We start from the raw sequence: 25496 nt of genomic DNA, 5'->3' as shown, positions 1-25496 counted from the left end.
GAGGTGTTCACACACCTGTCGCGAGGAGAACATATGAGGCTGCCAATAAGTACGCAGCGCGAGGTGCTACGCCTTACGAGCGACCCCAAGCTGTCGAATAGGGCTATTGGCCTATTAGCCAAAGTGTCCCATAACACTGTTCGCACCATTCGGGATCAGTTGGCACAGTGTGGACAAAGCTGGGAAGAACTGAAGCACCTTGACGACAAAGCGCTGGCGGAGCGTCTGCATACCCAGCCAAAAGTCTCATCTCAAAGGAAGGCTTACCCGTCATGGCCTGCCATCCATGAACAGCTAAAACTTCCTGACATCACCTTGGAACTCCTATGGCAAGAGTTTCGTACAAGCGAGCCAGAAGGCGTGTCTTATGCTCAGTTCACACGGATTTATCGTGAATGGGTCAATAGGCAAAAGCTGAGCATGCGACAGACTCACCTCCCCGGAGACAAGTGCTTCGTGGACTTTTGTGGCAGGACAATGCCTGTGACCAACCCGGATACTGGAGCAATCAGCCAAGCTCAGGTGTTCGTGGCAACGCTAGGTGCCTCGGGATACATTTTTGCCACCGCCGTGAGAAGTCAAACGATCCCAGACTGGCTCAGATGCAACATTCTGGCCCTGGAGTTCTTCGACGGGGTTCCACGGTTCGTTGTGCCTGATAATTTGAAGTCAGCAGTGACGAAAAACACGAGAGATGTGGTGACCCTAAATCGTGCCTACGCCGAGTTTTCTGAGCACTACGGATTTCAAATTTACCCCGCCAGACCGCGTAAACCGCAAGACAAGTCGCTAGGTGAGATTGCTGTTCAACTGGTACAAAGATTCGTTCTCGCAAGGCTGAGAGCGAGCACCTTTTTTTCCTTAGAAGAGCTCAACGAGAAAATCAGCTACTGGGTTGATGAGCTAAACAGTCGAATCACTCGAACGTACCCTAAGAGCCGAACCAGCCGCTTCCTTGAGCTTGACTATCCAGCCCTCAAGCCGCTCCCAGAACATAAGTACAGCTACAGCAAGTGGGTGTATCAGGTTAGGGTAGGCAGCGACTACCACGTACAATTTGAAGAGCACAGCTACTCGGTTCCTTACCACTTCGCGAATCTTCTTGTCGATTTGCGCGTGCGAGACGATTGGCTCGAAATCATTCATCAGCGCCGTCTCATCGGCTCGCACAAGCTCAATCGTCAGCGGGGCACTAGCACTCTCAAAGAGCACTTGGCCCCGAATCACAGATATTTCCAGGACTCCCAGCCGGAAGCTCTGATTGTCTGGGCTGAGACTATTGGGCCGGAAACGCTCCGTTTCGTGAAGGACAACCTCAACCTGCGGAAAGATTTCTCGACCGGTTTGAAGGTCGTTGTTGGCCTGAAACGTGACGTTCGCAAAGGGGCAATCACACCGTCACGCCTTGAGTCCGCGTGCGGCTATGCGAATAGCTTGAACATCCTAAGTTCTGAGCGGCTGCGTTCGATCCTTCGGAACGAATCTGACCTGCGCCCCAACTACCGAAGATCCGCCCCCTTGGTCGAACACGCCAACATACGTGGTGCTGAATACTACGCCTCACAGGGAGATGAGCCGCTATGAAGTCAATCCTCGATACTGCCCAAAACCTTATGTCTCTTGGTCTGCACGGGATGGCAGCAGCCTACGAGCGTCAGCTTGAAACACCGGCGCTGCTGAAAGAACCATTCGAAACAAGGCTTGGTTTAATGATGGATGCCGAAAATAGCGAGCGTGAGAGCAGAAAGGTTGGACGTTTGCTAAAGAACGCAAGGCTTCGTGAGAATGAAGCCACAATAGACAGCATTGAATTCAAGGCGTCTCGAGGCATAGACCGCAATACGGTCATGTCCCTTGGTGAGTGCGAGTGGTTAGCGCGACGTCAGAATGTGATCATCACGGGCGCTACGGGCACTGGCAAAACCTGGCTCGCTTGCGCACTCGGAAACCAAGCCTGCCGCCTTGGGCGAGCGACGCTGTATCGCACTGCCACGAAGCTTTTTGAAGAAATCTCACTTTCTTACGCTGACCACACCACGCCTAAACTACGTCGGCATTTGATCCGCGCAGAATTATTAGTCATAGATGATTTGGGCATCGGTGGCATTGACGCCCAGTTGGGCCCGTTCCTCCTGGACGTTATCGACGAGCAGTCACAGAACGGCTCATTGTTGATTACAAGTCAGTACCCTAAAGAAAAATGGTATGACCTGTTCTCCGACCCCACGATTGCCGATGCAATTCTTGACCGTATCGTTCACAAGTCCCACGTTATAGAACTGAAAGGCGAATCAATGCGAAGGATCAAAAGTCGCAAACGGTTGCAATAGGATCCGGTGTTTATCCAGGTGGGCAATACGAATGCAATTGGTCAAATTGAATGCAAGCAGTTGGTCAAATGCAACGCAATCACCTGTTTTTTCAATAATGTATAATTGGCGGGATTAAGATTTTTGCTATGCTCTTTGAATCATCCTACCTTAATCAGATCTGAGGGTTGAAACCTTTAGTAAGTCCCAGCCCCAGTGCTAGCCCTATTTAAATTTAACAGTCCAGAGGTGATCCAGCTGGGTTGTGCAAATGGGGCTTAGCATCTGGCGCTTCATACCCCAGTATGGCGTTATGGGAACATCTCAAGAGCGTACGGTGCCTCGGCCCCATTTTACGTTGATCTGATCCATCATGCTTTGTGAGGCGCAGCGGCCGCACGTTGGCGGAACTATCAGGTAGTTAAACTTCTAGTTTGCGCCACTGACAAAGCCAGGGCGCATGCTAGCCTGTTAATTAATGAGGTTACGGTTTAGCAACGTGCCAGACTTGGTTGACACCGTCGCCGGTTGTATCCCCTGGCTTGGTATCTTTGACCCAGCTGTAAAGTGGCATGCCTTTGTAAGCCCATTGTTTTGTGCCATCGTCTCGAGTGACGACAGAATAATCATGATCCGCTTTGGCGTTTGCCGACACTGCCAGAGGTGGCCAGTTTGCAGCGCATGGCCCAGTGCAGACCGACTTGCCCGAGGTGTCCTTACCGAACGTGTACAGAGTCATTCCTTTCGCGTCTACGAGTACTTTTCCCTTGTCTGTTTCAGCAACCTTGACTGGCGCGTCGGCGAACGCAAAACCAGATATGCAGCAGACGGCAACAGCAGCGGTGAGGATCATTTTTTTGAACATACGTATTCCTTTGGTTTTTGTGAATTTTTGTAGGCTCGCCTGCTATTTGAAATAGTACGCGACCAGACAGTAGACGAACGCCAGACAGTTCTATTCCAGTTCCGTAAAAAACTTCCCAATATTATGTTTTACCGGAACCCTGATCTTTCCCCCCCTGTTGATCCAATGGCGTTCTTATTTGAGCAAAACGACGTTCACGCTCAAGCATCACGAGCTTGGGCGCCTCACTCCACAGCCGAAGTTCAGGGCTGACCCACCAAGCTACAACGAATGCAGAAACGATCAGGGTCATCACAATTACCATTGAAGCAAACATGATTCACTCCTGCTCGGTAGGTTGGTATAGCGTACGCAAATAGGTAACTACAGCAGTTCGTTGTTCGTCCGAGAGCACTGCTTTCCAGGGAGGCATTGCCGTACCTGGTATGCCTTCACGCAAGACGTTCTCCAGATACGCCGTGTTGCCTTTCTTCTCCCAGAAGTTCGCGGGGCGTGGGGAGAGCCCGCGAGATGCAGGCCCATTGCCCTGGCCACTGGCACCGTGGCAGCTAGCACAATTGGTGGAAAATAGAGACTGCCCAAGCGCTACGTCGCTAGACGGCAAGGCGCGCTCGTCCGCTGTATGCAGGCTTTGCACATAAAGCGTGAGTGCCACCAGCGTTGAGTTATCAAGGTCTCTCCAAGCGGGCATTGCTGTCCCGGGCCTGCCGTTCCACAAAACATCGGCTAAATGCCGGGTTGTAAATTGTGCATCGCGCAGGTTAGCCGGACGTGGCAGCAACGTCGGCGCCGCTAAGCCATCACCTGTTCCACTCGGACCATGGCACCCGGCGCAGTTCTCCGCGAAAGCCGCTTGTCCCAGACGTAATGCGATCGAGCGGTCATTTGCGTTAGTAGGTATCACAAAGCCAGGCACTGGCCCATCCAAGCGAGGTCGCGCGGCGATTGCATCTTGGCTTACATTGAGTGACGCCGACATTTCTTCATCTGCCATGCTGTCGTGCGACATCGCGTTACTGCTCTTCTGGGTTGATTGTTGAGCGTCAACCTGCGCCTGAAGCGGATCGTCATAACCCGAAACTTTTCTAGCTCTACCAAGCGTCTGTAAGTAGGCAACGAGGTCAATTCCATCCGATGTCGGTTTGTTGGCATCACCTTTAAACAACCAGGGATAGCCAGGCATTACAGAGTCACGAACGACATATCGAGGATTGAATAGGTGGGTCAGATGCCAATCATTACTTCGTACCTCGGTTTCCCGAGCTAAATCAGGACCAATGCGGCGAGTCCCCCAGAGTTGTGGGTAGTCGTATTTCGTTTCCCATGCTTCAGTGGGCGCCCCCCAGCGACTGACGTCCTGAGCTACGAATCGTACTTGTTGAGTATGACAATAACCGCACCCTTCGCGGGCATATACAATGCGCCCTCGTTCTTCTTTCGCGGAATACTGTTGCATGTTGGCAGGTGCACGGGCCTCGATTTCCTTTTGCAGTTGCTTCCCAGGCAATATCCCGAGCAGCATAAACGACAAGATAAAGAAGCCGATACCGGCTACAAATATGATCAGATAGGCGCTATTGAACAGGCGATGCTTGGTAACCGTTTGCATACCTTAAACTCCCGCTAACGTAGGGTGAATGACGGGAGAGGTACTTACGGCAGCACCGTTGTTTCGGGCTCCTGTAGTTAGGCCCAGGAAAAACGCGATGAAGCCTGCCAGAATCGGCAATCCGCTTAGGTCTCTGATCCACCAGTACGCCAGAGATGCGCGTACAGAGTCCATCCACGGCGCGGTGGTTTCCCATATTTGTGCCTGTACCAAACCGCCGGCCGTTAGTGTGGTGAACATGGCCAGTAGGCCGATAGTTATCAGCCAGTAAGCCCAATTCATCGCCGCTGCGCTGTAGCGGTTGTTTGGTATACGCTGCCAGGCATGGGCAATCCCGCCAGCGGCAACGAAGGTTGCAAAACCCAGCATCGCGAGATGCGAATGGCCAATTACCCAATCGGAAAAGTGAGTCAATCGGTTGACCGGCATCAGAGCCTGGAACGCGCCCTGCAAACTGACGATTAAATAGAACACCGTGCCCGTCCAGACAAACCTCAGAGGGACATCGCTTGCGACTGTCGAAGCTTGGCCTCGCAGTGACATCAGTTGGTTGAATACAACTAGTATCACGTCCATGCCCAAATACACGGAGGCGATAATGGCCGCCTTCTGCGCGTCCATGGGGATAGCCGAATAGACGTAATGGTGAGTGCCATTGAGCGGATAAAAAAAGAATAGAAACCAGAAACCGATCATTGACAAAAAGTGGCTATAGATAGGTCGATTGGTGGCGGCCGGAATAATGTAGTAAGAGATCGCAAGTACAAATGGCGTAACGAACAAACCCACTGCGTCGTGAATCCAAAGCCCGCTGAATGCAGCACCTTGCGCGCCGGGGATAAATGCAGGCGCGAAATTTCCTACTGGATATGCAAGCAGCGTAAATACGGCTCCGCCGATCAGGTACCAAGCCGAAATATACAAGCCTCCTCGTTGCCGCTTAAGCAAGAAAGGCCCCGCGAATTGGGCACATACCAAAATCAGACCGAGTACTACCACTAGGTCCACGATCATTGGGAACTCCGCCCATTCTAAAGACTGTATTGCGAACCATGGGCTATCGAGCCCGAGGGAAATAAGTAACCATCCGGGCAAAAGGACACCAAGATTCCAAATATAGAAAATGACCCAGCCCAATCTGCGACTGAACACCGGGCGATCAGCCAGGCGCGGGACCATGTGGTAACAGAACGCAAAGAAAGCATTGGCAAGCCAACCAAAAAAAATACCTTGTGTGTGATCGAACCTCAGGCGACCCCAGGTCAGCGCTGCGTGGCTACTCAGCAGATCGGGCATTGTCAGCTTCAGAGCAACAAGCAGGCCCGCAAGAGCTGATAGAAACAGTGTGATCACTGCTGCATAACCGTGGGCTTTGATAAGATCGTAATCAATGCGCGGCAAAATATCCGAGGGTTGATTCGCGTCTAGAGCATGCTCTGTTCCAGCTATCAGTCTACTCATGGCTTAGCTCCTTCAACGAAACGGTTTTGGAGCGGCTTAGAATCCATGCTGCCGTTCCTGATCGCTCCTCCGGCGTCAGTGTTATGTCCGTAGGCCCTGCAGAATAACCATCCCATCCTGGTTGGGGATGGGAAATGGCAGCGACCATGACAGCCAATGCTTCGTGATTAAGCGGCTTCGTCCCAATTACAGATTTATATCGTGCAAGGACTGCATTCCAGCTAGGACCTACCGAACGTTGAGTCGCGTCATGACACCCTGCGCAACGCTGTTGGACCACAATTGCGCCTGCGCCGACCAATGCAGTGGTCAACTCGACCTTATCTGTTGAGTCCACTCGCGACGGGAGAGCATCTCCTCGTCGGGTGATATCCGAGGCGCCGTGGGTGCCGATGACCTTCCAAGATATCAACGTGCCGAGCGCCAATACACCAATCAACATAGCCAATGCAGTTCGGGAAATCCCATGGGCCGATGTGTCGCGAACAGGATCACTCATGGTGTCTCCTTGCCATTGAAGAACATCAGATAATCGATGATTGGTTGTACGGCTTCGTCGGGGATGGGCGCTCCATATTCGTCGCGCATTTTGGCGACCTCAGCCGCCCAGGTTTTACGCGGAAATGCAGGTTGGTTGGTAACGTAACGAGGAGAATGGCAGATCACGCATTGTGCCAGAAATTCGCTGCGCCCCGGACCGTCCGGCAAGTAGGGCTCGTCGTGGGGAACAGTGATTGAGTGCACGGGAGCACCAAAATCGACCTTCGGTTCCTCGGCCGCAAAGGCGCTTGGTATCCAAATAGGTAGGCTACACATCAAGGCAAAAAAGAGCATTCTAGGCTGGAGAAATGTCGTCATCTCACACCACCATTCCAGTGGTTTGTTCGATAACCCGGCGCGCATAGCCTCCCCGATTCCACTGGGTGGTCAGTTGACCTTGCCCGGCGCGGTTGGTGGCGCGGACCTTGAACGTGTATCGGCCTTTGTCAAGGGGGGTCCATACGAAGCGCCACCGACGCCAAGAGAACCGGCCGATCTCGGGGTCGAGCGTCGCATCTGCCCAAGTACGCCCGCCGTCAACTGAAACCTCAACCCGAGCGATACCATCGCCGCCATCATTGGCTAAGCCCTCTAGCATGTATGGATGATTTACAAGCAATAGTTCTTCGGGTTCTGGACGTACGAATACGGAGTGAGTGACAAAGCGGTTGATGGGTACCGTTTTCTTGGAGAGGTTTCCTGGCTCCTCGTTGATCTCTGGATTATCAGGAATTCGGTAGGCTTGGTTCATCCAAATATTGCTTAAAGGTTTATCTAGCACCTCAATGTGAGCCAATGATTTAATCCAGTAAGTCGCGTACCAACCGGGTACCACTAAGCGCAATGGAAAGCCATTGAGCATCGGCAGTGGTGCGCCATTCATTGCGTATGCAACCATCACATCACCATCATTGGCATGGTCAAACTTCAATGACTTCACGATCTTTGGCAAGCCTGGCATTGGCGACTCATCCAGCCCAGAAATTGCCACCTCGACTGCTCCTGCTTTAACACCTGCACGATCAAGGAGGTCCTTGAGGCGAACGCCTGTCCACTGTGCATTTCCCATCGCGCCAAATTGCCATTGCCCACCAGGAGGTTTAGGACCAAACAAGCTTCTGGCATTGCCTGAACATTGGTTCATGGCCACCAGTGTCACGGGCTCGAACTCGTTGACCAAGGCATCAAGAGAAAAAGACTGAGGATTGGCAACCTGGCCATCGAGACGCAGTCGAAAGGTTCGCGTATCGACCTGAGTTGGATACCCCGACAGATGCCACCGAACAAAATAGGCTTCGTTAGGCGTCAGGTCCTGGCGAAAATAATGCAGCGGCGTTTCCAACTGCGGCGGACGATCAGTAATCAGAATCAGTCCCGTTTTCTCTGGAAAACGTACAAGGCGTCGTTCGGACTCTGCGGATTCGATCCTATCTAGTTGCGCCAAGTCCGTTCCAGAAAGGGCTTGGCGCGGAAGCAGGCTAGCGAGACCAGCGCTAGTGGCCAACCCGAGTAAACGACGGCGATTCATCATCCAGAACTCATCACTTCCATTCATTATTATTCACCAGGTCGTGGAGTATCAGCAGGCCCTCGAGAAGGCCTGCGTTGTTTCGATCAGTCAGCCTTGAGCGTCGATACCACCTTGTTGCTGGCGAGATCGACGGTGGAGATGCTCAGGTCCTCGTTGAGGACATAAGCCTTCGACTTGTCTTTGGTGAAGACAATGGCCTGGCGGGGTGCCTTCAAACCGGTCACAGTGGTCGTCACTTTCAGCGTTTTGGTGTCTATCACTGACAGGGTGTTGTCACCCAGGTTACCCGAGTAGACGTGCAGTCCGTCTGGAGTCAGGGCTGCACCGTAGGGGTCTTTGCCCACCATAACGGTGGTTGTGATAGCGCGTTTTTGAGTGTCGACAACTGCGATGCTGTTACTGCCGCTGTTAGCCGCGTACAGCGTATTGCCGTCGGCCGATATGGAGATGGCGCGCAACTTGTTGAAGCCAGTGATCTCACCTTCGATCTTATTGGTCTTGCTGTCGACCAGGGTGATTTTGTCGCCAAGAAAGTTGGTGACATAGACGGTTTTGCCGTCAGGGCTTACTCGGATGCCTTGGCGCGGTTGGGAGAAGCCAGGTACCACAGCTACTGGTCGTTGGTGATCAAGGTCAATAACCGACAAGGTGCTGGCGGCCTCGTTGTTGACGTAGAGCAGGCTCCCATCCTTGCTGAGCGTGGTACCAAAAGCACCTGCACCTAACGGAAGATCTGCGATGACTTTTAATGTTTTGGTGTCGATCTTACGAACGACCCCTAAGCTGCTGTCGGAAAGGTAGAACACATCGCCGTTTGGAGAAAAGACAATGTTGCGTGGCGTGATATAGCCGGTGAGAACCTGACGAACCTTGCCGGTTTTCAAGTCGTAGACCACCACGTCAGGACGCTGACTGTAGGAGACTACGGCTGTCGATTCGTCAGGGCTGACAGCCAGTGAGTTGTTATGAATATCACCATCGAAGGTCCAGCGATCTTCCGCTGCCGACGCACTCATTGATGCGGCGAGCGCGATACCCAACGCCAGTGCAGTCACTGTTTTCTTGATCACATTCATCAGAGGTTCCTCACAAGGGGCAGCCAGGCGTGAGATTGCGCCTTGGCAAATGCAGCTCGCTGATTGCTGCTAGACAATGAGTTGACCTTAAGCGCTTGGGATAAATTCCGAAAACAAGTTGTTGTGGTAGTAGTTACCTACTTTTCAAATAGATTTCGTTAGCTTTGGCTCGCAAACTGAGTGCAACTTTGCCAGAACCGTTCAAGTCCGGACGAGATGAATTTTTCCCGGTGGCGGATCAGAAAAAAGCGCCGGCTCAGCCCAGGCAACGCATGCGGCAGTTCAATCAGGTCTTGAGAAGTCAGCAGATCCCGAACGACCCTGCTCGACAGGCAACTGATGCCGATGCCTTGTGCAAGGACGTGTTTGATGGCTTCTGAGCTGCCGATCTGGCGGGTTTCAGCGAGGTCGTGCAGGTGACGCAACAGCAACTGTTCGACTTCCTCCCGAGTGCCCGAGCCAGGTTCGCGGAGAAGCCACTCAGCAGTACGCAGGTCATCAAGGGTGACCTGCGACTTGAGTGCTAAAGGGTGACGTTGGCCCGCTACAATGAGCAGTTCATCTACAAGCCAAGGTTCGGCACTCAGTTCGGGCAAGTGGCACGGTCCCTCAATCAGTCCCATATCAATCTCGAAATCTGCGACCTTCCGGGCGATAGCCATGCTGTTGGCCATATCAACATCGACCCGCAGGTGCGGAGCCGATTGGCGTAACTCGCCAAGTATCAATGGCAAAACATAGTTGCCTATAGTGGTACTACAGCCTACCCGCAAGCGAGTCTTCAGCTCTGCATGCCCTGGAAGGAAGCTGTTTTCTATCTGCAACGCGTTCTCAAGCATGCTTCTGGCCTGGGGCAGTAATGCTTGGCCGTTATTGTTTAACACCAAGCGTTTGCCTACGCGATCGAAAAGCCGGGTATCCAAGGCGCTTTCCAACTCGTTGAGTGCGGCGCTGGTGGCCGATTGCGAAAGTGACACAGCGATGGCCGCGCTGGTGGTGCTGCCCTGTTGCGCAATGGCGCAGAAGATTTGCAATTGACGTAGGCTTAACTTCAATTTTCTACCTCTTTAACAGGTAACGTAAACCTATACTATCCGTTTAGCCGCTAACCTCATCAAGCTATACTTCAGGCAAGTCACATTGAATGAACACTGAAGCGGGAGCGCGAAAATGAGTGATACACGACTCGCAGCGATTATGGGCGGCAGCCATCCACTGGCAGCATTGTCCAATCCACGAGAAGCGATCCGGCAGTTCACACCTAACTGGTTCGCCGCCACGATGGGCACCGGGATTCTGGCTCTGGCTTTGGGCCAACTGCCATTTGCCGCGCAGTGGCCCAAAGTGTTAGGTGAAGCCTTGTGGTTTTTCAATATCGCGTTGTTTTGCCTCTTTACGGTGTTGTACGCAAGCCGCTGGGCCCTGTTCTTTAATGAAGCCAAACAGATCTTCGGTCACTCCACCGTGTCGATGTTTTTTGGAACCATCCCCATGGGGCTGGCGACAATCATCAACGGATTTCTCCTTTATGGCTTGCCACGCTGGGGGGATGGGGTTGTCGCTTTAGCTGAAGTCCTGTGGTGGATCGATGTCGCCATGGCGTTGGCGTGCGGGGTTCTGATCCCGTTCATGATGTTTACCCGCCAGCAGCACAGTATCGACCAGATGACAGCAGTATGGCTGCTACCTGTGGTTGCGGCCGAGGTAGCCGCCGCCAGTGGTGGGCTACTGGCGCCGCACCTTGCTGATGCGAGTGCACAGTTCACCCTGTTGATCACCAGCTACGTGCTATGGGCATACTCAGTGCCCGTTGCCTTGAGTATTCTGGTGATTCTGCTGCTGCGCATGGCATTGCATAAATTGCCTCATGAGAGCATGGCGGCATCGAGCTGGCTTTCATTAGGGCCCATTGGTACTGGTGCGTTGGGGATGCTGGTACTCGGCAGCGACGCTCCGGCGATCTTCGCCGCTCATGGAATGGCCGGCATCGGAGGCGTTGCCGAGGGCATTGGCTTGATCGGTGGTGTGCTGTTTTGGGGGCTTGGATTGTGGTGGATGGTTTTGGCGCTGCTGATTACCGGTCGCTACTTCAGGGAGGGTATTCCTTTCAACCTCGGCTGGTGGGGTTTCACCTTTCCGCTAGGCGTGTATGCGGTGACTACCCTTAAATTGGGCTCCATGTTGCACCTCGCGTTCTTCAATTTTGTGGGCGTGGTACTGGTATTGCTGCTTGCGATCATGTGGATCATCGTCGCGGCCAAAACTTTGGTAGGCGCGTATCGCGGCAACTTGTTCATCTCGCCCTGCATCGCCTCGCTGAACAAGATGAGCAAACCCTGAACCTTTGGCTACTCAATCGACTGTTTGGCGTCACGCAGCGTGGATAGGATGCGTTGCCGAACACTCGGGTGAGTGCAAACAGAAAGCGGGCTGGGGTGTGGCATCTCGAGCAATGAGATATCGGGAAAGGCGTGTCGAACCCGCAGCATCGCCTGCTGAGCGACACGTCCGGCAAATACGACAGTCGCGAGATCAGGAAAATGCGGAAGCAGCGTGATTAGCTTCTCAATTCCCTCCTCAATTTGCGCCCTGCGGAGCGACGCCTTGGGCTTTTCAAGATCGGGCAGCCAAGGATATAGATTCCAGATAACGGTCTCTCGGCGTTCCAACCCAACCTGTTCCATGAAACTTTTGAGGTTGCGTTGTGCAGGCCCCGGATTGTCTCGTGAGACATACCGTGCACGACTGACCGTTCGCGCGGGTGACTCTAGCAATATCAATATTTTGGCGTAGACGCCGCCATCCAACGGATCGAAATACGGCAAGGTTTTGTCGCCCGTGGACTGGGAAATCACCCAGCGCGTCAGTTGCGCAACGTTCGGCATCAGCAGAAAAATTTCTCGCGCTTCAAGCGAAATCCCGAGGGGGGCGGTGCCTTGGTGAGTCGACACTGACAAGACGCTTCCTCTATTGATACGAAATTGCCATTAGGAGGCCACGATATGTTCGATCTTCAAGCTCTTGACCTCGCGCGAATGCAGTTCGCTTTCACCGTTTCATTCCACATCCTGTTCCCGGCAGTTACCGTCGGGCTGGCTGCTTATCTAGCAGTGTTGGAAGGTCTTTGGTTGAGGACGCATGACAATACCTATCGGACCTTATACCACTTTTGGATCAAAATCTTCGCAGTCAACTTCGGTATGGGTGTGGTGTCAGGATTGGTCATGGCGTATGAGTTCGGTACCAATTGGAGCAGATTTTCGTATTTCGCCGGCCCTATAACGGGGACCCTACTGACCTACGAGGTACTGACGGCTTTCTTTCTTGAAGCTGGATTCTTGGGTGTGATGCTTTTTGGTTGGAGTAGAGTCGGCCGTGGCCTACATTTCTTTTCTACCGTGATGGTGGCCGTTGGCACCTTGGTTTCCTCGTTCTGGATTCTCGCCTCTAATAGCTGGATGCAAACCCCACAGGGCTTCAAAATTGATCATGGTCAAGTGATTCCGATGGACTGGCTGAAGATTATCTTCAATCCGTCTTTTCCTTACCGCCTGGTGCACATGTCGATTGCTGCCTTCGTGGCAACGGCGTTCTTTGTCGGCGCTTCAGCAGCCTGGCACCTGTTGGGAGGTCGCGATAACCCGGCCGTCCGTCGAATGTTATCAATGGCGATGTGGATGGCGTTGATTGTGGCGCCGATACAAGCCGTGGTGGGCGATGCTCACGGGTTGAACACTTTGGAGCATCAGCCGGCAAAAATTGCGGCAATAGAGGGCCACTGGGAAAACGTGGGCAATGAGCCGACGCCGTTGATCCTGTTTGGCTGGCCCGATATGAAGGCTGAGAAGACCCGGTTTTCCGTCGAGATTCCCTACTTGGGCAGTTTGATCCTTACCCACAGCCTGGATCGTCAGATTCCTGCCTTGGCATCCTTTGCGCCGGAGGATCGCCCCAACTCGACTATCGTGTTCTGGTCGTTCCGTATCATGGTTGGCTTGGGAATGCTGATGATTTTCACTGGACTGTGGAGTCTATGGTTGCGAAAGCGCGGCACGCTCTACCGGTGCCGCTCGTTCTTATACTTCCTGATGCTTATGGGGCCGTCAGGGCTGATCGCCCTATTGGCCGGCTGGTTTACCACTGAAATCGGTCGTCAGCCTTGGGTAGTGTATGGACTGCTGCGCACTGCCGATGCTTCGTCGAACCATAGCGTGGCGCAGATGAGCATTACCTTAGTGCTGTTTGTCCTGGTTTATTTCGCGCTTTTCGGAACCGGCTTGGGCTACATGATGCGCCTGGTACGTAAAGGACCCCAAAATCACGAAGGCGACGCGCTTAGCCACGGTGGGCCTGGCCATCTGCGAACACCTGCCCGTCCTCTATCTGCCGCCCACGGTGGCGATGCTGATAGCCATCACAAGGGGCATTGACTCATGGGCATTGATCTTCCGCTGATTTGGGCCGTGATCATCATCTTCGGCATCATGATGTACGTAATTATGGACGGCTTTGACCTAGGGATTGGCATTCTTTTTCCTTTCATGAAGGGCTCGGGCGATCGCGACGTAATGATGAACACGGTCGCGCCTGTCTGGGACGGCAACGAAACCTGGCTCGTGCTTGGCGGCGCGGCGTTGTTCGGCGCCTTCCCGCTGGCCTATTCGGTGGTCCTGTCGGCCCTGTACCTGCCGCTGATTTTCATGCTGTTCGGGCTGATTTTCCGCGGCGTGGCCTTCGAGTTCCGTTTCAAGGCCACTGACGAGAAGCGCCACATCTGGGACAAGGCCTTTATCGGCGGCTCCCTGGTGGCGACCTTCTTCCAGGGCGTGGCGTTGGGCGCCTACATCGACGGCCTCCCGGTGGTCGATCGCCAGTACGCCGGGGGCGGCCTAGACTGGCTGACGCCGTTCAGTCTGTTCTGCGGCGCTGCGCTGATAGTTGCGTATGCCTTGCTTGGCTGCACCTGGCTGATCATGAAAACTGAAGGCGTGCTGCAAAAAGCCATGCATAACCTGGCCCGTCCTTTGACGTTGGCACTGCTGGCTGTGATCGCCGTGGTCAGCTTATGGACGCCGCTCGCCCATGGCGATATCGCTGCACGCTGGTTCTGCCTACCGAACCTGTTCTGGTTCCTGCCGGTGCCAGTCCTAGTGTTGGTGACTATGTGGGGGTTGTTCAGGGCCGTGGCGAGCAGTGCTCACTACGCGCCTTTTATCTTGACCCTGGTATTGATCTTTCTGGGTTACAGCGGCCTCGGCATCAGCCTGTGGCCGAACATCGTCCCACCGTTGACGTCGATCTGGGATGCCGCAGCCCCCCCGCAAAGCCAAGGTTTTATGCTTGTAGGTGCTCTGCTCATTATCCCGATCATTCTGGGCTACACCATTTGGAGCTACTCCGTGTTCCGAGGAAAGGTTAACGATCAGGCAGGCTATCATTGAGTGAACTGACACCCTTTAAATGCCTCGGGAATCTCTAGTCCGTTCAGGAATGCAGTCCTTGGGTTACTTCGCCATCAGTGACATTATTGCAGTGCTTGGAGCGTAGCTCGGTACACAGGTGGCCACATCCTTTAATGTGGCGAGTGGTCCCCCTTTTTTGGTTTATACGTAGCTACCGATTTGCGAATCTCTTCTCGGGCCTCATCTGCGCTCCCCCAACGGCCCATCTTTACCCACTTACCCGGCTCCAATGCCTTGTAGCTTTCGAAGAAGTGCTGGATCTGTGCGAGGAGTAATGCAGGGAGGTCAGAGAATTCCTTTATGTTGCTGTACACAGAGCTTAGTTTTTCATGAGGCACCGCGATCACCTTGGCATCCGCTCCAGCTTCGTCCGTCATGTACATCACGCCAACCGGGCGACTACGAATGACAACGCCAGGCGATACCGGGTAAGGGCAAATCACCAAGACGTCCAACGGGTCTCCGTCATCGCTCAACGTATTTGGAATGAACCCGTAGTTGGCCGGATAGAACATGGGCGTGCTGAGGAAGCGGTCTACGAAAATTTGTCCACTCGGCTTGTCCACCTCGTACTTGATCGGCGAGTGGTTTGCAGGAATCTCGATAACGGTGAAGAAGTCATCGGGGATCGCGTTACCAGCTGGAATATCCGTGTAGCTCATGCTCATATCTCCAAGCGTCTAGGAAAGGCCAATGCCACTGACGTTTTTGCCAACAGCGATATGTGGTTCGTTTTTTACGGTAACCAGTACAACAGGTTTACCGGCTATAGGCCGTCAGCGCACGAATGCATCATGTCCTGCATAAAACGCATGGCTGCCAAGATGCTCTTCTATTCTCAGAAACTGATTGTATTTCTCGACCCGCTCCCCTCGACATGGAGCGCCCGTCTTGAGATGGCCAGTACCCATGGCAACAGTCAGATCTGCGATGAAGCTGTCTACAGTCTCCCCGCTACGATGAGAAACCATAGCTCCCCAATTTGCCCCGTAAGCCATTACGATGGCGGCTTTGGTCTCAGTCAGGGTTCCGATTTGATTGGGTTTAATCAGTACAGCATTGGCGACGTTTTCTTTGATGCCTCGTTGAATCCGTTCGACGTTGGTGACAAACAGGTCATCTCCAACCAACTCGATCCGGTTACCCAGCGCAGCATTCAATTGCTTCCAGCCCGACCAATCGTCTTCCGCGAGGCCATCTTCCAGTACCGCAATCGGGTACTTGTCGACCCAGGAGGAATAGAGACTAATCAGCTCTTGAGCATCGACCTTACGACCTTCAGAGCGCAGATGGTAAAGACCGTTCTCATAGAAACCGCTGGATGCTGGGTCGATAGCGATCTCGATCTGAGATCCAGGGGTATAACCGGCCCTTTCAATTGCCTTAATGATCAGCTCAATGGCATCTGAGTTTTTCTTGAGCGTCGGCGCAAAGCCGCCTTCATCTCCGACCGCTGTTGAGTAGCCGGCGTCCTTAAGCACCGCTTTCAGCTCGTGGTACACCTCAGCGCCCCAACGCAAGGCTTCCTTGAAACTGCCAGCCCCTGTAGGTGCAATCATAAATTCTTGGAAGTCAGGGCCTTGCCAGTTTGCGTGAACACCGCCATTGAGAATATTGAACATTGGGACGGGCATTCTTGCTGCTTGCTCGCCGCCCAGATATTGGAACAAGGGCACTTTCATCGCAGAAGCCGACGCTCTGGCTACGGCGAGGCTGACGCCCAAGATGGCGTTTCCTCCAAGCCTAGACTTATCAGGTGTTCCATCCAGCTTAATCATCAGATGATCAATCTGTTCCTGGTCAACTGCATCCTGGCCTCTCAGAGACTCAAGTATTTCGGTATTCACATTGCTAACGGCCTTTAACACTCCTCTGCCGGAATACCTCTTTGGATCATGGTCACGCAACTCAACAGCTTCGTGAGCGCCTGTAGAGGCACCGGACGGGACTGAAGCCCGGCCCAGTGTTCCGCACTCCAAGGTGACGTCGACTTCAACGGTAGGGTTACCGCGTGAATCGAGAATTTCACGTGCATGAATAGCCTGGATTTGCGTTTTCATTGATTTTCTCCAAGGGACGATTCGGGAACGTCATTAACCATGTGAATAAGTCGAGAGGCCTCGATTTCGGAAGTCAGCTCTCCATGAGTATTCTGAACAGCTGCACTGCCGACACCGCAATTGCGGGAACCAAGAAGCCTCCAATAATTAGCTCAGGAATCTCTCCCACCAAGGGCATGAATTGCCCTCCCTTTGCCATCTGGAAAAGCTCCAGCATTTGGTTTGACGCAACCATCACAGAACAGCAGTACGCAGTCTGGGCTTGTAGCATGGCCCGCCTTTGATCTAGCAGATGAAACGTCAGCAACGACACTCCAATGCTTACGATGAAAAGCGCGACGAATTCATAGACGGATCCTGTAAAAAGCCTGCCCATCACAAGCCCGAATACGATGCTCAGCATCACTGCGCTCATGTGGTATCCCATTTCTCTAAAGTGGTTTTGATGAGCCGACGTCGGTGAGTTCCATTTCGCAATCTCATCTTTGGATTGCCCACCACCATCGCGCTCGTAACGTTCAACGTTGCTGTGCTCTCAGCTCGTAGCCAGGTACGCAGGTGATGGTCACGTCTGCCTTGCAGGATTTCTCACTGGGCATGCGCATCGTGACCAAGGCGCCTTCGAGCGAGGTGACGATGTACCAACCCTCGCTCGATACCTTTTGGCTGCCTGCAATGCCCGCCAAAAAAAGCGCCCAAAAAACCAGTCCTACGAGGAGCGGCCTGTTGTCACGAGCCCAGTTGACGGGGGCTGGCTGTGGACGCAGGTTATAAATTCGGTACATGGCGTTTATCCTTTTTACTGGTTGTCCAACAAACCGTGGTTTTCAGCTTTTCGCCTGGCCCACTCGACCGTACTCGATGGGCAATTTGATAAAGCTCAGCGAAAACGCCTCCTTGGCCAATGCTTCCAGCAACTTCTCGCACCCGGGCTCATCAGTGGATATCGTCACTGTGACCGGATGATCAGCACCGCTGAGGAAATGCGCGGTATGCAAATGTCCTAAATGATCCAGGCCTTCCGTACCGCTCACCAGCGTCGCTCCCAACATGCCCTCTCGTTTGGCGAACTCAACCAGCCACTCCCCGAGTGGAAGATGCTGGTAGTTGGTACTCTGTTCAGTGAAAAACGTCAGTTGAAAGCCATTCATGGCAACATCCTCTAATGTGGCGAGAGCGACCAACGGTTAGTCGGCTATGCCTCTTCATTTGCGAACTGTTTCTTCGAACTGAATTACAAGGCTTCACTGAGCGGTAACTCGCATAAGAGAAGAACTGCTCGCACCTTGCGCAACTCGTCAGCGTGGTCGCGCAGGAAGGTGCGCAGCTTGACCTCTGTATCCAGCAATTCCAGACACTGCGGATGACGCATATCACCAAGCTCCGGGTGATGATGGGAAATGCGATGGCCCGTCAAATAGCCCGCAGAAATCGGTTTGAGCATGACCTGATCAATCTTGGCTTTCTGCGCGACTTTAAGAAGGTGTTGGGCAAGTGCGGGCGCACTCAGGTGATGCCAGAAATTTGTAACTCGAGCCCGACTAGCGCCAGGGAAATAGAGCTGCAAAGCTGTCAGGCGATCTTGGCGATGTTCGGTCATTTCTCTTCCCCAATAAAAGTCACTTTGCGCTCGCTGGCGGATTCACTTTGAGCATGAAATTGCTTGATATCGGAGAGCCGGATTTCCTTCGGCAGAGGACGGTGATGCTTGCTGTGACCGACGCGCTGGGCGTGATAGATCCCGGTATGCCCGGATACGAGGTAACTTGCGATACAGGCAATGGCTGCAAGCGGAGCAATTTCAGGCCCGAAGAGCTCCATGGCCATGACAATGGTTGCCAGTGGCGTATTAGCTGCACCAGCGAAGACAGCGACAAAACCGATACCAGCCAGCATGCCGAAGGGAAGATGTAAGAGGGGCGCTAGCGCGTTCCCCAAGGTGGCTCCAATGTAAAACAGCGGAGTGACTTCGCCGCCCTTGAATCCAGTCCCCAGGGAGACAACGGTGAACAACATCTTTCCAAGCCAGTCCCAAGGAGCCATTGGCATTTGAAAGGATTGGACGATGCTCGGAATCCCCAGTCCGATGTACTTATCGACATCGGTGTAATGGTTGCTACCAAGCGCCCACACTGCCACTGCGATCAGAAGGCCGCCGGCGAATGGTCGTAATGGCGAATAGGAGATAAGTCGTTTAACGAAAGCCCCTAGCTTATGGGTGGTCGTCGCGAATAGCAGGCCAGTGAGGCCGAAGATAATCCCAGCGGCGACCACAGCCATGACGCTCCAGAGCTGCACGGGAACCACTTCGCCAATGACGTAATGCGTATGAACCACTCCCCAGGCTTTCCCCACCTGGTCAGCAACGATTGCCGCAACCACGCAAGGGAAAAGCGCGTCGTAACGCATGCGTCCGATGGCCAACACTTCAAGTCCGAACAAAGCCCCGGCAAGAGGGGTGCCGAAGACGGACGCAAAGCCAGCACTGATACCGGCCATGAGAATCACCCGGCGATCTTCGCGGCGTAGCCGAAAGACATGCGTCAATTGATCCGCAAGAGCGCCGCCCATCTGCACCGCCGTTCCCTCACGTCCCACAGATGCACCGAAGAGGTGGGAAACCACGGTTCCGATTAGCACCATCGGCACCATGCGCAAGGGAATAGTCTTTTTAGGATCGTGGATCTCATCGATGATCAGGTTGTTTCCGGCATCAACTGGTTTGCCTATCAGGTGATACGCAAGTCCCACGGCAAAGCCAGCAACTGGCAGGAGCCAGAGCACCCAGGGATGGGCTTCTCGCCACTGGGTGGCATGATCCAAAGAAAGGAGGAATAACGCAGAGGCAGAGCCTGCCAAAAGAGCTACAAGACCAGCAAGCGCAAGCCATTTCGCAATATAGGGCAGTAAGTCGAGTTGTTCAGGTCGTCGAAATTTAGACATTTGGCCAGCCACAAAAATGTAAGTGGGCCTGACCAAAAAGGGGATTCTGGGCGCGAACGCCTACAGACCTGGTTGATCAGGTTTCTGTAGGCATCATCAGCTGCTACGGGCACAGCGGTTGGTTAATGGAGGAATGCCATCTCCAATGAGCCGATCTTAGCGAGCTCTGTCCAAAATGTAAAATCGTGTTTCGGAGCACGAGGCAAGCGTAGGCGTCTTCGAGTCACCGCTTATGAAAGCAGGCCAGACTAGGTGACTTCTGTTCCGGCGAAGCCCATCTCAACTGGGGTTTTTATGTAAAATAACGAGATATCTTCAAGCTCCAATCGCTTGAATAACTGCACAGATTCGTCCTCGGTAATGGCCATACGAATTTCGGTAGGCTGATCCGCTAGTTCAAAAAAATGCGAGGAATGCAGCCGGCCGGTATGCCCAAAGCCTTCGATACCTGTGGACAGAGTCGCACCCCGCAGTCCCATTTCTTTCGCCAAATCAACGATCCAGTCGCCGAGCATCTTTCCCTGATAGCGACGATTCTGTTGAGTAAAGAAAGTGACCAGAAAACCTTTCATGTTCCTCTCCTAAGCGCGTGCTGATTATTTGATAGGACAGAAGCCCGGCAGCCGTCATTGCCACCCGGGCAGGATTCACACTGGCATCATGCGCACTGGTCAAGTCGGATGCAAACGACTGGTCAAGTCGAATGCAAATGGCTGGTCAAGTTCATGCAATTGCCCAACCAAATTGCTGCGATGAGTCAAAGGTGTACGCACGACCGTCTGGGCAATAGCAGCTATCGCAGTAATCCAGTGTCTCGCAATCGTTGTAGAACGTGATGACCCAGCCATCGGTTTCAACGGTCATCATGCCGCTGCACATTTCAGTCCATGACTTCTCACCCAAGCGGCGCATGGTGCGAACGCCCAAAGCGATGTCGCGAAGCACCTGATAGGCCTCGCGGGCAGTAAGCTGTTTTGCTGACAAACTGAAGTACCTGTGTGGAGCAGTCTGGCGTTCATGGTAACGAAATTTCCCCGAGGCGGCGTGTCACGCTACGGGCGCTTTGTTAGCCTCGGTCTCTATTCGGATATCTCAAATGACAGCCATCCTATTCGCCAAATTCTTACCTGCATCGCGTAATTTCCGCCCGATCCGCCTGAACCCTAAAGCATTGACCGATGGATTTTCTGTGCATTTCAAGGATGCTGGCCTGCCATGGTTGTTTCTCGAAGCGTTCCTGCTGATGGGAAGCTTCGTGACAATGTTCAACTACATTGGCTATCGGCTATTGGCCGAGCCTTATCACATGAGTCAAGCGTTGGTAGGGTTGATCTCTGCCGCCTACCTGGCCGGTATCTACAGCTCTGCCAAGGTGGGATCCCTGGCTGATAAGAACGGCCGACGCTCGATGTTCATGGTATCGATTCTGGTCATGGTCGCGGGGTTAGGGCTGACCATGGCGTCGCCGGTGGCCGTGATTTTGCCAGGGATAGTTGTATTCACATTTGGTTTTTTCGGGGCTCACTCAGTTGCAAGCAGCTGGATTGGCCGCCGCACCGTGCGCGCAAAAGGCCAGGCATCGTCTCTGTATCTCTTTTCCTACTACGTCGGATCGAGCGTCGTCGGTAGTCTTGGTGGCTTTGCTTACCACGCAGGCGGGTGGAATGGGGTAGGGGCGTTCATGGGTGCATTCCTTCTGGCGGCGCTGCTCGTCGCATTCAAACTGAAGAAGCTACCGACCACCGCGACCGACTTGGCTTGATCAGTCCTATCCTCTGAAGCATCCTGATGGCTCTTGTTAAAGGACACGCCTGGGTCATGCCTGGGCTCATGGAGCGAATGAAAGATGGGGATATGGGCCTGGTTAACCGGTAAGCGCCCTGCGCAAGCCAACCCCTCTATGGCTAGGGCGCATAATCAAAAGCTTGTGGAAATCGCTGGCGGTTTCCTCACGGCGCCATCCATTAACTACCACGGCCTATGTAAGCAGTCGCCGACGAAAGCTTGGGTGCTTTCCTGGAATGACGCGACGCCAGATGGCAGGCGAGGCGGGCATCGAGAGGAGGGTGAGGGCAGGTACATCCTGGTCGACCTCATCAACAATGCCACCGTGATTGATGCCCGTATGCCCCGTCCGAACAACGGCGCAGTCGCGGACAACGGTAGCTTCTGCCTGGAAGATTGGCACTTCGGGAGCACGCTGTCCGGCACATTTCACGTCTTCACTTCTCAGGGGCTACCGATAATTACCAAGGTACTGACCGCAAACATTCTGCAGAGTGGGATTTCGCGCAATGGCCTCCTGGCGTACTGCCTCACCGCAAACAGTCCGACTGAGGATGGGCGTAAGCTCGCTCTATATGACCTCAAAGAAGGCGTGGAGCTTTTCGCCGTGACGCCGCAGCGTGCCTTTGAGCGTATTGGGTTTGATGAGAAGTTGATGCAGTTGGTGGTCAAGGTCTCAGGAGGAGGCGAGTACCGTTACGGTGCTGACGGGGGTCTGGTGGATGAAGACGCCGCGGATGCAGCCTTGCTAAGCTCGACCAACTATACGGACGTCATTTTAACTGCCGAGGCCATGCTGAAGGTTGCATGCTCCACGTCTGAATTGGAGAGGATTCTGGCCGCGGTGATTGGATCGCGAGCGTTGGGGGCGGACGATAACCCAGTGTGGAAGCCGACAGCGTTGAAGGTGCAAGGGTTAGCCCATGAGGCGCTTGGGCAAGCTCGCGAGGCTATCGGGTGTTATGAGGAGGCTCTGCGACTGAATCCCAAGATTGGGGTCAAAAGGAAGTTGGGAGCGTTGATCAAGCGGTTGTGATCTGCGACTGTAAGATAACGGTTTAAGGCTTGTCCTTACAGCTTGGCATTTGTAGTCAACGCCGATCCAGGAAGTTTAGCCGCAGGCTTCAAAGCGAAATTTCTGATCAGAAAGATGATATTTCACCCTCGATGCGTTGCAGAAGAAATCTACAAACCTGCAGTGGCGCTTAGTTTGCCTGCCTTATTGACTCCATTTCAAGAATAGTACACTGAGTTTACTAACTAGCGAGATCCGAGAACCTGGTCAGTGGCGAGCAGGGATTCATAATTTTTTCATCGCTCTAACTTGACGGAGCACTGCTGAGAACTATCCTCATAATTCTACTCCCCAATGGCCAATCCATGGGGCAGTTATATACGAAATCGTTTCGACAAATTTACTTTCAGGTAACCGTAAACCGCTCGATTAAGGTACGTGGCGGTTCGGCGACACGATCCGATCCCCCGTTATGAGGCTCTGAAAGTTATTAGCTACTCGCGCAATATTTGAGATATCCGGCGCTTGGTGCCGTGATGATGCTTAGTCAGCCTTCCAGGCTAAGGGAGCGGCGCGTGAAAGATGGCAGTGATGAGTCTTCCCAAACGAAGAAGCAACAGCGAGAACGGGCGAAGAGCTTGCCAGAGCCTAGTATCCGAAAAGGGGTCGTGAATCGAGCTTTTTACGTTGAGCTATCAGTGCCGTCTTCGACGGCCGGCGAACACCCTACAAATAGCTCATCGGGCGCAGACTCGCATGTGCTTGCGAGGATTTTTGCAGACCGAATCGAGACGTGGCCAACAGTCATCAACCCCCGCTTCATCTCAGAATACACGCGGCAGAGGAAGCCTTACCCTCGCATCGTATATCGGCTTCCAAAACCCTTTGCTGGGCCACTGCCAAGCGAAACTATCTCGGTGGTGTCTCACATCGAACGCGTATTCGACTCCGGGATTTTCAATACCTGCGCCAAGGGGCTAGGGTTCAAGGCATCCTTCAACGCGGTACTTAGCGCGCTTCAGATCGACAAGAGTGTCGATACCATTGAAATACATTTCGAAGGCGACCTGTTCAGACGCGAGAACGTGGTGTGCGTTTCGGAAGCCACCCTCAATGATCTCAGGACGGCGTTCAACACCGGCGATGATTTTTGGAATCGTCAAAAAGAGGGGTCACGGAGGTCATACCTTTACGAAGAAATTGTGGAAAAGCTAGCTCCTGTTCTCAAACATTCTGGTGACCGTGGGGGTCATTATCTCAGCGGGTTTAGTGAAGCCGAGCGAGATTATCTAGCGACACTGCAAGCATACATTCGGGACTTGCCTCTGGGGATGCCAGAAGACTTCAAGGCAATGCGGGAATCGATGGATCGGGGCGAGCTATACCGCATGATCCACCATTATCAAATAATGCTGGCGCAAAACCTCAGCGCAACCGAGTGGCAATCGTTCCTGAGCCATAACATCGATTTGGTCGTCAAATGCTTACAGCATCCGGACTGCGGCGTGCTGGATCCGCCGCTGGGTGCGCAACCCAAATCCGCTGTCGGGAGCCCAATCATTTACGGGCATGAAGCGTTGGTGCTGACTGTGAGGTCGCCTCATGCGACGCTCATGATACGTGACAGCTTAGGTCGTATTGGTGATTCTGACCTACAAGGTTCTGGGGAGCCGCCAGGAAGGTTAATACCCCATCCCGAGTTGGCATCTGCGATAGAGGAAGGTCGAAAGCTGCGGCCTGATATTCCGGGACAGATCCAAAAACCGCGGTGCGTCGTGGTTGCCGGGCTCATGCCGGCGAACGTGGATGAAGCGGCTGCCTACATAGGTTACCGAGAAGCGGCTAGGCAATACAACGGGATCCATTTGGTGGACTTCGGCACGCTGCTGAACGGGTTTCGCTTGCTTGCCTCGGCAATAAAGACTTGAGGGATCGCTGTCGGGAGAGCCCGCTGGGTTGAAAAGCTCACCAAACTTCCGACCGGAAGTACTAATTTTATAATCCTTACCGGAAGAGAAATTGATGCTAAGGCATGCGGTTTTGAAGAGAGATGAAGGCTACGGCATACGATTTGAAGGAAGTTTGGTGCTACGGCATGTGACTTTGAAGGAATCCTGATGCTAAAGCATGAGTTTTTGAAGTAAAACTCAGGTCTGGGCATACATGTAACTTGAGCCCTCACGCGGGGATCGCAAGCATCAGCCATGGAGTATACTTTTTACGAGTATCGTCGGTCGTATGGTTGCGTAGACGTGTAGGCCAACGAGATGTCACGCTTTCTCTCATCCAAATGGATATATCTGCGAGGTTTGGAAGTAAATGCAACCTAGAGCGTACAGAGAGGGAAAAGCTGTCGGAGATTTGAAGGAATCGGTGTTTAAGGCGTACATCGTCCAGATTCGGCGCTTGAGAGGGAATCTAGGGCTATTTTTACTTCAGAGCACTCTGGAGCAGAGAACTTTCGATATTCACTTCCGGGTACCGGTGACACTGGCTGGGCAGAGATTCGGACATATAATTTAACATAATATACATTATGCGTAACTGGATGTTACGGTGCTGGGGCGGTGTGACTGTCAGGCTCAATCATTGGCAACAGAAAATTATCTATTGCCAATAAATACAAGGGAATCAGAAGCCTGCACGGTTTTTGTCTCCCTCTGTCGAGTCCTCTATCGTCAATGACTGGTAAAGATTGGTATGCCGTGCGCCATTGCCAAACCCAAGCCAATCTTGAAAATCTCTATCAAGAGGCTCTCGCCCCTCTGCGTTGGCGGACACCGGTGGTGAGCACGCAGTGAACTTGCGCATGGAGTTGCACCAGTGATAGACGGCATCGT

The 25496-nt window shown here is 53.2% G+C and carries 26 protein-coding genes, 2 pseudogenes and 1 riboswitch; of the genes and pseudogenes, 8 read left to right on the top strand and 20 right to left on the bottom strand.

Features of this window, described 5'->3' with window-relative positions:
- Positions 1–33 precede the first annotated feature (33 nt).
- A complete protein-coding gene (istA, locus tag QWI20_RS12400; RefSeq protein ID WP_032657045.1) occupies positions 34–1584 on the top strand; it encodes an IS21 family transposase in 1551 nt (516 codons plus the stop codon).
- The gene (gene istB / locus QWI20_RS12395; RefSeq protein ID WP_012723152.1) at positions 1581–2330 is read left to right on the top strand and encodes an IS21-like element helper ATPase IstB; all 750 of its coding nucleotides are present in this window, start codon (positions 1581–1583) and stop codon (positions 2328–2330) included. The genes istA and istB overlap by 4 nt, the downstream gene beginning before the upstream one ends.
- A gap of 204 nt (positions 2331–2534) precedes the next feature.
- Here the strand turns inward: istB and QWI20_RS12390 are convergent, their stop codons facing one another.
- From QWI20_RS12390 to QWI20_RS12345, 10 genes are all read right to left on the bottom strand, one after another.
- On the bottom strand, positions 2535–2624 hold the full coding sequence (locus QWI20_RS12390) for a DUF4113 domain-containing protein (RefSeq protein WP_311138688.1): 90 nt from the start codon (positions 2622–2624) through the stop codon (positions 2535–2537).
- A gap of 169 nt (positions 2625–2793) precedes the next feature.
- Positions 2794–3174, bottom strand: a complete 381-nt coding sequence (locus tag QWI20_RS12385; protein WP_012723153.1) for a hypothetical protein — start codon at positions 3172–3174, stop codon at positions 2794–2796.
- A 121-nt stretch (positions 3175–3295) separates the two neighbouring features.
- Positions 3296–3490 carry a hypothetical protein gene (locus QWI20_RS12380; protein ID WP_032657047.1) on the bottom strand — a complete coding sequence of 65 codons (195 nt, stop codon included), beginning with the start codon at positions 3488–3490 and terminating at the stop codon, positions 3296–3298.
- Between the two features lie 3 nt (positions 3491–3493).
- Entirely contained in the window at positions 3494–4783 is a 1290-nt protein-coding gene (locus QWI20_RS12375) for a cbb3-type cytochrome c oxidase subunit II (RefSeq protein WP_012723154.1), read from the bottom strand.
- Between the two features lie 3 nt (positions 4784–4786).
- The gene (locus QWI20_RS12370; protein ID WP_046722265.1) at positions 4787–6244 is read right to left on the bottom strand and encodes a cbb3-type cytochrome c oxidase subunit I; all 1458 of its coding nucleotides are present in this window, start codon (positions 6242–6244) and stop codon (positions 4787–4789) included.
- Positions 6237–6743 carry a hypothetical protein gene (locus QWI20_RS12365; RefSeq protein ID WP_012723156.1) on the bottom strand — a complete coding sequence of 169 codons (507 nt, stop codon included), beginning with the start codon at positions 6741–6743 and terminating at the stop codon, positions 6237–6239. The genes QWI20_RS12370 and QWI20_RS12365 overlap by 8 nt, the downstream gene beginning before the upstream one ends.
- Positions 6740–7102 (bottom strand): hypothetical protein, encoded by a 363-nt coding sequence (locus tag QWI20_RS12360; protein WP_224265906.1) that lies wholly within the window; start codon positions 7100–7102, stop codon positions 6740–6742. Before QWI20_RS12360 ends, QWI20_RS12365 begins: the two co-directional genes overlap by 4 nt.
- Position 7103: 1 nt before the next feature.
- Positions 7104–8339 (bottom strand): molybdopterin-dependent oxidoreductase, encoded by a 1236-nt coding sequence (locus tag QWI20_RS12355; RefSeq protein ID WP_103388956.1) that lies wholly within the window; start codon positions 8337–8339, stop codon positions 7104–7106.
- A gap of 59 nt (positions 8340–8398) precedes the next feature.
- Positions 8399–9391, bottom strand: a complete 993-nt coding sequence (locus tag QWI20_RS12350) for a beta-propeller fold lactonase family protein (RefSeq protein ID WP_012723159.1) — start codon at positions 9389–9391, stop codon at positions 8399–8401.
- A 158-nt stretch (positions 9392–9549) separates the two neighbouring features.
- A complete protein-coding gene (locus QWI20_RS12345) occupies positions 9550–10446 on the bottom strand; it encodes a LysR family transcriptional regulator (protein WP_012723160.1) in 897 nt (298 codons plus the stop codon).
- Positions 10447–10561: 115 nt separating this feature from the next.
- On the opposite strand from QWI20_RS12345, the gene QWI20_RS12340 reads away from it, so the two are divergent.
- A complete protein-coding gene (locus QWI20_RS12340) occupies positions 10562–11731 on the top strand; it encodes a TDT family transporter (protein ID WP_012723161.1) in 1170 nt (389 codons plus the stop codon).
- Between the two features lie 8 nt (positions 11732–11739).
- On the opposite strand, the gene QWI20_RS12335 is transcribed toward QWI20_RS12340, so the two are convergent.
- Positions 11740–12342, bottom strand: a complete 603-nt coding sequence (locus QWI20_RS12335; RefSeq protein WP_032657055.1) for a uracil-DNA glycosylase — start codon at positions 12340–12342, stop codon at positions 11740–11742.
- 51 nt (positions 12343–12393) lie between these two features.
- Here QWI20_RS12335 and QWI20_RS12330 point away from each other — a divergent pair, with 51 nt between their 5' ends.
- The gene (locus QWI20_RS12330) at positions 12394–13821 is read left to right on the top strand and encodes a cytochrome ubiquinol oxidase subunit I (RefSeq protein WP_012723163.1); all 1428 of its coding nucleotides are present in this window, start codon (positions 12394–12396) and stop codon (positions 13819–13821) included.
- Positions 13822–13824: 3 nt separating this feature from the next.
- Complete coding sequence (cydB, locus tag QWI20_RS12325; protein ID WP_012723164.1) at positions 13825–14832, top strand: cytochrome d ubiquinol oxidase subunit II; 1008 nt, start codon at positions 13825–13827, stop codon at positions 14830–14832.
- A 131-nt stretch (positions 14833–14963) separates the two neighbouring features.
- On the opposite strand, the gene ppa is transcribed toward cydB, so the two are convergent.
- The 9 genes and pseudogenes from ppa to QWI20_RS12280 form a co-directional block, all read right to left on the bottom strand.
- The gene (gene ppa, locus QWI20_RS12320) at positions 14964–15515 is read right to left on the bottom strand and encodes an inorganic diphosphatase (protein ID WP_012723165.1); all 552 of its coding nucleotides are present in this window, start codon (positions 15513–15515) and stop codon (positions 14964–14966) included.
- 114 nt (positions 15516–15629) lie between these two features.
- The gene (gene eno, locus QWI20_RS12315) at positions 15630–16913 is read right to left on the bottom strand and encodes a phosphopyruvate hydratase (RefSeq protein WP_012723166.1); all 1284 of its coding nucleotides are present in this window, start codon (positions 16911–16913) and stop codon (positions 15630–15632) included.
- Positions 16914–16986: 73 nt separating this feature from the next.
- Positions 16987–17328 carry a hypothetical protein gene (locus QWI20_RS12310; protein ID WP_032657050.1) on the bottom strand — a complete coding sequence of 114 codons (342 nt, stop codon included), beginning with the start codon at positions 17326–17328 and terminating at the stop codon, positions 16987–16989.
- Positions 17329–17431: 103 nt separating this feature from the next.
- Positions 17432–17698: a hypothetical protein gene (locus QWI20_RS12305; RefSeq protein ID WP_012723168.1), complete on the bottom strand. Its 267-nt coding sequence runs from the start codon at positions 17696–17698 to the stop codon at positions 17432–17434.
- Positions 17699–17740: 42 nt separating this feature from the next.
- On the bottom strand, positions 17741–18064 hold the full coding sequence (locus tag QWI20_RS12300) for a DUF190 domain-containing protein (protein WP_012723169.1): 324 nt from the start codon (positions 18062–18064) through the stop codon (positions 17741–17743).
- A gap of 83 nt (positions 18065–18147) precedes the next feature.
- Positions 18148–18513: a hypothetical protein gene (locus QWI20_RS12295; RefSeq protein ID WP_012723170.1), complete on the bottom strand. Its 366-nt coding sequence runs from the start codon at positions 18511–18513 to the stop codon at positions 18148–18150.
- Positions 18510–19856, bottom strand: coding sequence for a voltage-gated chloride channel family protein (locus QWI20_RS12290; protein ID WP_012723171.1), 1347 nt, complete (start codon positions 19854–19856; stop codon positions 18510–18512). Before QWI20_RS12290 ends, QWI20_RS12295 begins: the two co-directional genes overlap by 4 nt.
- 80 nt (positions 19857–19936) lie before the next feature.
- A riboswitch (Fluoride riboswitch) is annotated at positions 19937–20009 on the bottom strand.
- Between the two features lie 95 nt (positions 20010–20104).
- The gene (locus QWI20_RS12285; protein ID WP_012723172.1) at positions 20105–20428 is read right to left on the bottom strand and encodes a DUF190 domain-containing protein; all 324 of its coding nucleotides are present in this window, start codon (positions 20426–20428) and stop codon (positions 20105–20107) included.
- 166 nt (positions 20429–20594) lie between these two features.
- Positions 20595–20840: pseudogene (locus QWI20_RS12280) on the bottom strand (hypothetical protein); the annotation flags it as partial.
- A 112-nt stretch (positions 20841–20952) separates the two neighbouring features.
- On the opposite strand from QWI20_RS12280, the pseudogene QWI20_RS12275 reads away from it, so the two are divergent.
- From QWI20_RS12275 to QWI20_RS12265, 3 genes and pseudogenes are all read left to right on the top strand, one after another.
- Positions 20953–21618, top strand: a pseudogene (locus tag QWI20_RS12275) (MFS transporter); the annotation flags it as partial.
- 246 nt (positions 21619–21864) lie between these two features.
- The gene (locus QWI20_RS12270) at positions 21865–22677 is read left to right on the top strand and encodes a tetratricopeptide repeat protein (protein WP_369305702.1); all 813 of its coding nucleotides are present in this window, start codon (positions 21865–21867) and stop codon (positions 22675–22677) included.
- Between the two features lie 554 nt (positions 22678–23231).
- Complete coding sequence (locus tag QWI20_RS12265; RefSeq protein ID WP_369305701.1) at positions 23232–24584, top strand: hypothetical protein; 1353 nt, start codon at positions 23232–23234, stop codon at positions 24582–24584.
- The last annotated feature ends 912 nt before the right edge of the window (positions 24585–25496 follow it).

Origin of the sequence: Pseudomonas sp. W2-17, from assembly GCF_041060445.1 — a bacterium.
Lineage (GTDB): Bacteria > Pseudomonadota > Gammaproteobacteria > Pseudomonadales > Pseudomonadaceae > Aquipseudomonas.
The sequence above is the reverse complement of the archived record's forward strand: the minus strand, read 5'-3'. Positions and strand labels throughout refer to the sequence as shown.

What these genes read in the sequence shown, in the direction of transcription:
- QWI20_RS12285 (WP_012723172.1), bottom strand. Translation starts at nt 20,428, where the DNA reads ATGAAAGGTTTTCTGGTCACTTTCTTTACTCAACAGAATCGTCGCTAT.
- QWI20_RS12310 (WP_032657050.1), bottom strand. Translation starts at nt 17,328, where the DNA reads ATGAGCGCAGTGATGCTGAGCATCGTATTCGGGCTTGTGATGGGCAGG.
- QWI20_RS12290 (WP_012723171.1), bottom strand. Translation starts at nt 19,856, where the DNA reads ATGTCTAAATTTCGACGACCTGAACAACTCGACTTACTGCCCTATATT.
- QWI20_RS12380 (WP_032657047.1), bottom strand. Translation starts at nt 3,490, where the DNA reads ATGTTTGCTTCAATGGTAATTGTGATGACCCTGATCGTTTCTGCATTC.
- eno (WP_012723166.1), bottom strand. Translation starts at nt 16,913, where the DNA reads ATGAAAACGCAAATCCAGGCTATTCATGCACGTGAAATTCTCGATTCA.
- QWI20_RS12375 (WP_012723154.1), bottom strand. Translation starts at nt 4,783, where the DNA reads ATGCAAACGGTTACCAAGCATCGCCTGTTCAATAGCGCCTATCTGATC.
- cydB (WP_012723164.1), top strand. Translation starts at nt 13,825, where the DNA reads ATGGGCATTGATCTTCCGCTGATTTGGGCCGTGATCATCATCTTCGGC.
- QWI20_RS12350 (WP_012723159.1), bottom strand. Translation starts at nt 9,391, where the DNA reads ATGAATGTGATCAAGAAAACAGTGACTGCACTGGCGTTGGGTATCGCG.
- istB (WP_012723152.1), top strand. Translation starts at nt 1,581, where the DNA reads ATGAAGTCAATCCTCGATACTGCCCAAAACCTTATGTCTCTTGGTCTG.
- QWI20_RS12360 (WP_224265906.1), bottom strand. Translation starts at nt 7,102, where the DNA reads ATGACGACATTTCTCCAGCCTAGAATGCTCTTTTTTGCCTTGATGTGT.
- QWI20_RS12295 (WP_012723170.1), bottom strand. Translation starts at nt 18,513, where the DNA reads ATGACCGAACATCGCCAAGATCGCCTGACAGCTTTGCAGCTCTATTTC.
- QWI20_RS12340 (WP_012723161.1), top strand. Translation starts at nt 10,562, where the DNA reads ATGAGTGATACACGACTCGCAGCGATTATGGGCGGCAGCCATCCACTG.
- QWI20_RS12330 (WP_012723163.1), top strand. Translation starts at nt 12,394, where the DNA reads ATGTTCGATCTTCAAGCTCTTGACCTCGCGCGAATGCAGTTCGCTTTC.
- QWI20_RS12355 (WP_103388956.1), bottom strand. Translation starts at nt 8,339, where the DNA reads ATGAATGGAAGTGATGAGTTCTGGATGATGAATCGCCGTCGTTTACTC.
- QWI20_RS12370 (WP_046722265.1), bottom strand. Translation starts at nt 6,244, where the DNA reads ATGAGTAGACTGATAGCTGGAACAGAGCATGCTCTAGACGCGAATCAA.
- ppa (WP_012723165.1), bottom strand. Translation starts at nt 15,515, where the DNA reads ATGAGCTACACGGATATTCCAGCTGGTAACGCGATCCCCGATGACTTC.
- QWI20_RS12365 (WP_012723156.1), bottom strand. Translation starts at nt 6,743, where the DNA reads ATGAGTGATCCTGTTCGCGACACATCGGCCCATGGGATTTCCCGAACT.
- QWI20_RS12305 (WP_012723168.1), bottom strand. Translation starts at nt 17,698, where the DNA reads ATGTACCGAATTTATAACCTGCGTCCACAGCCAGCCCCCGTCAACTGG.
- QWI20_RS12300 (WP_012723169.1), bottom strand. Translation starts at nt 18,064, where the DNA reads ATGAATGGCTTTCAACTGACGTTTTTCACTGAACAGAGTACCAACTAC.
- QWI20_RS12385 (WP_012723153.1), bottom strand. Translation starts at nt 3,174, where the DNA reads ATGTTCAAAAAAATGATCCTCACCGCTGCTGTTGCCGTCTGCTGCATA.
- istA (WP_032657045.1), top strand. Translation starts at nt 34, where the DNA reads ATGAGGCTGCCAATAAGTACGCAGCGCGAGGTGCTACGCCTTACGAGC.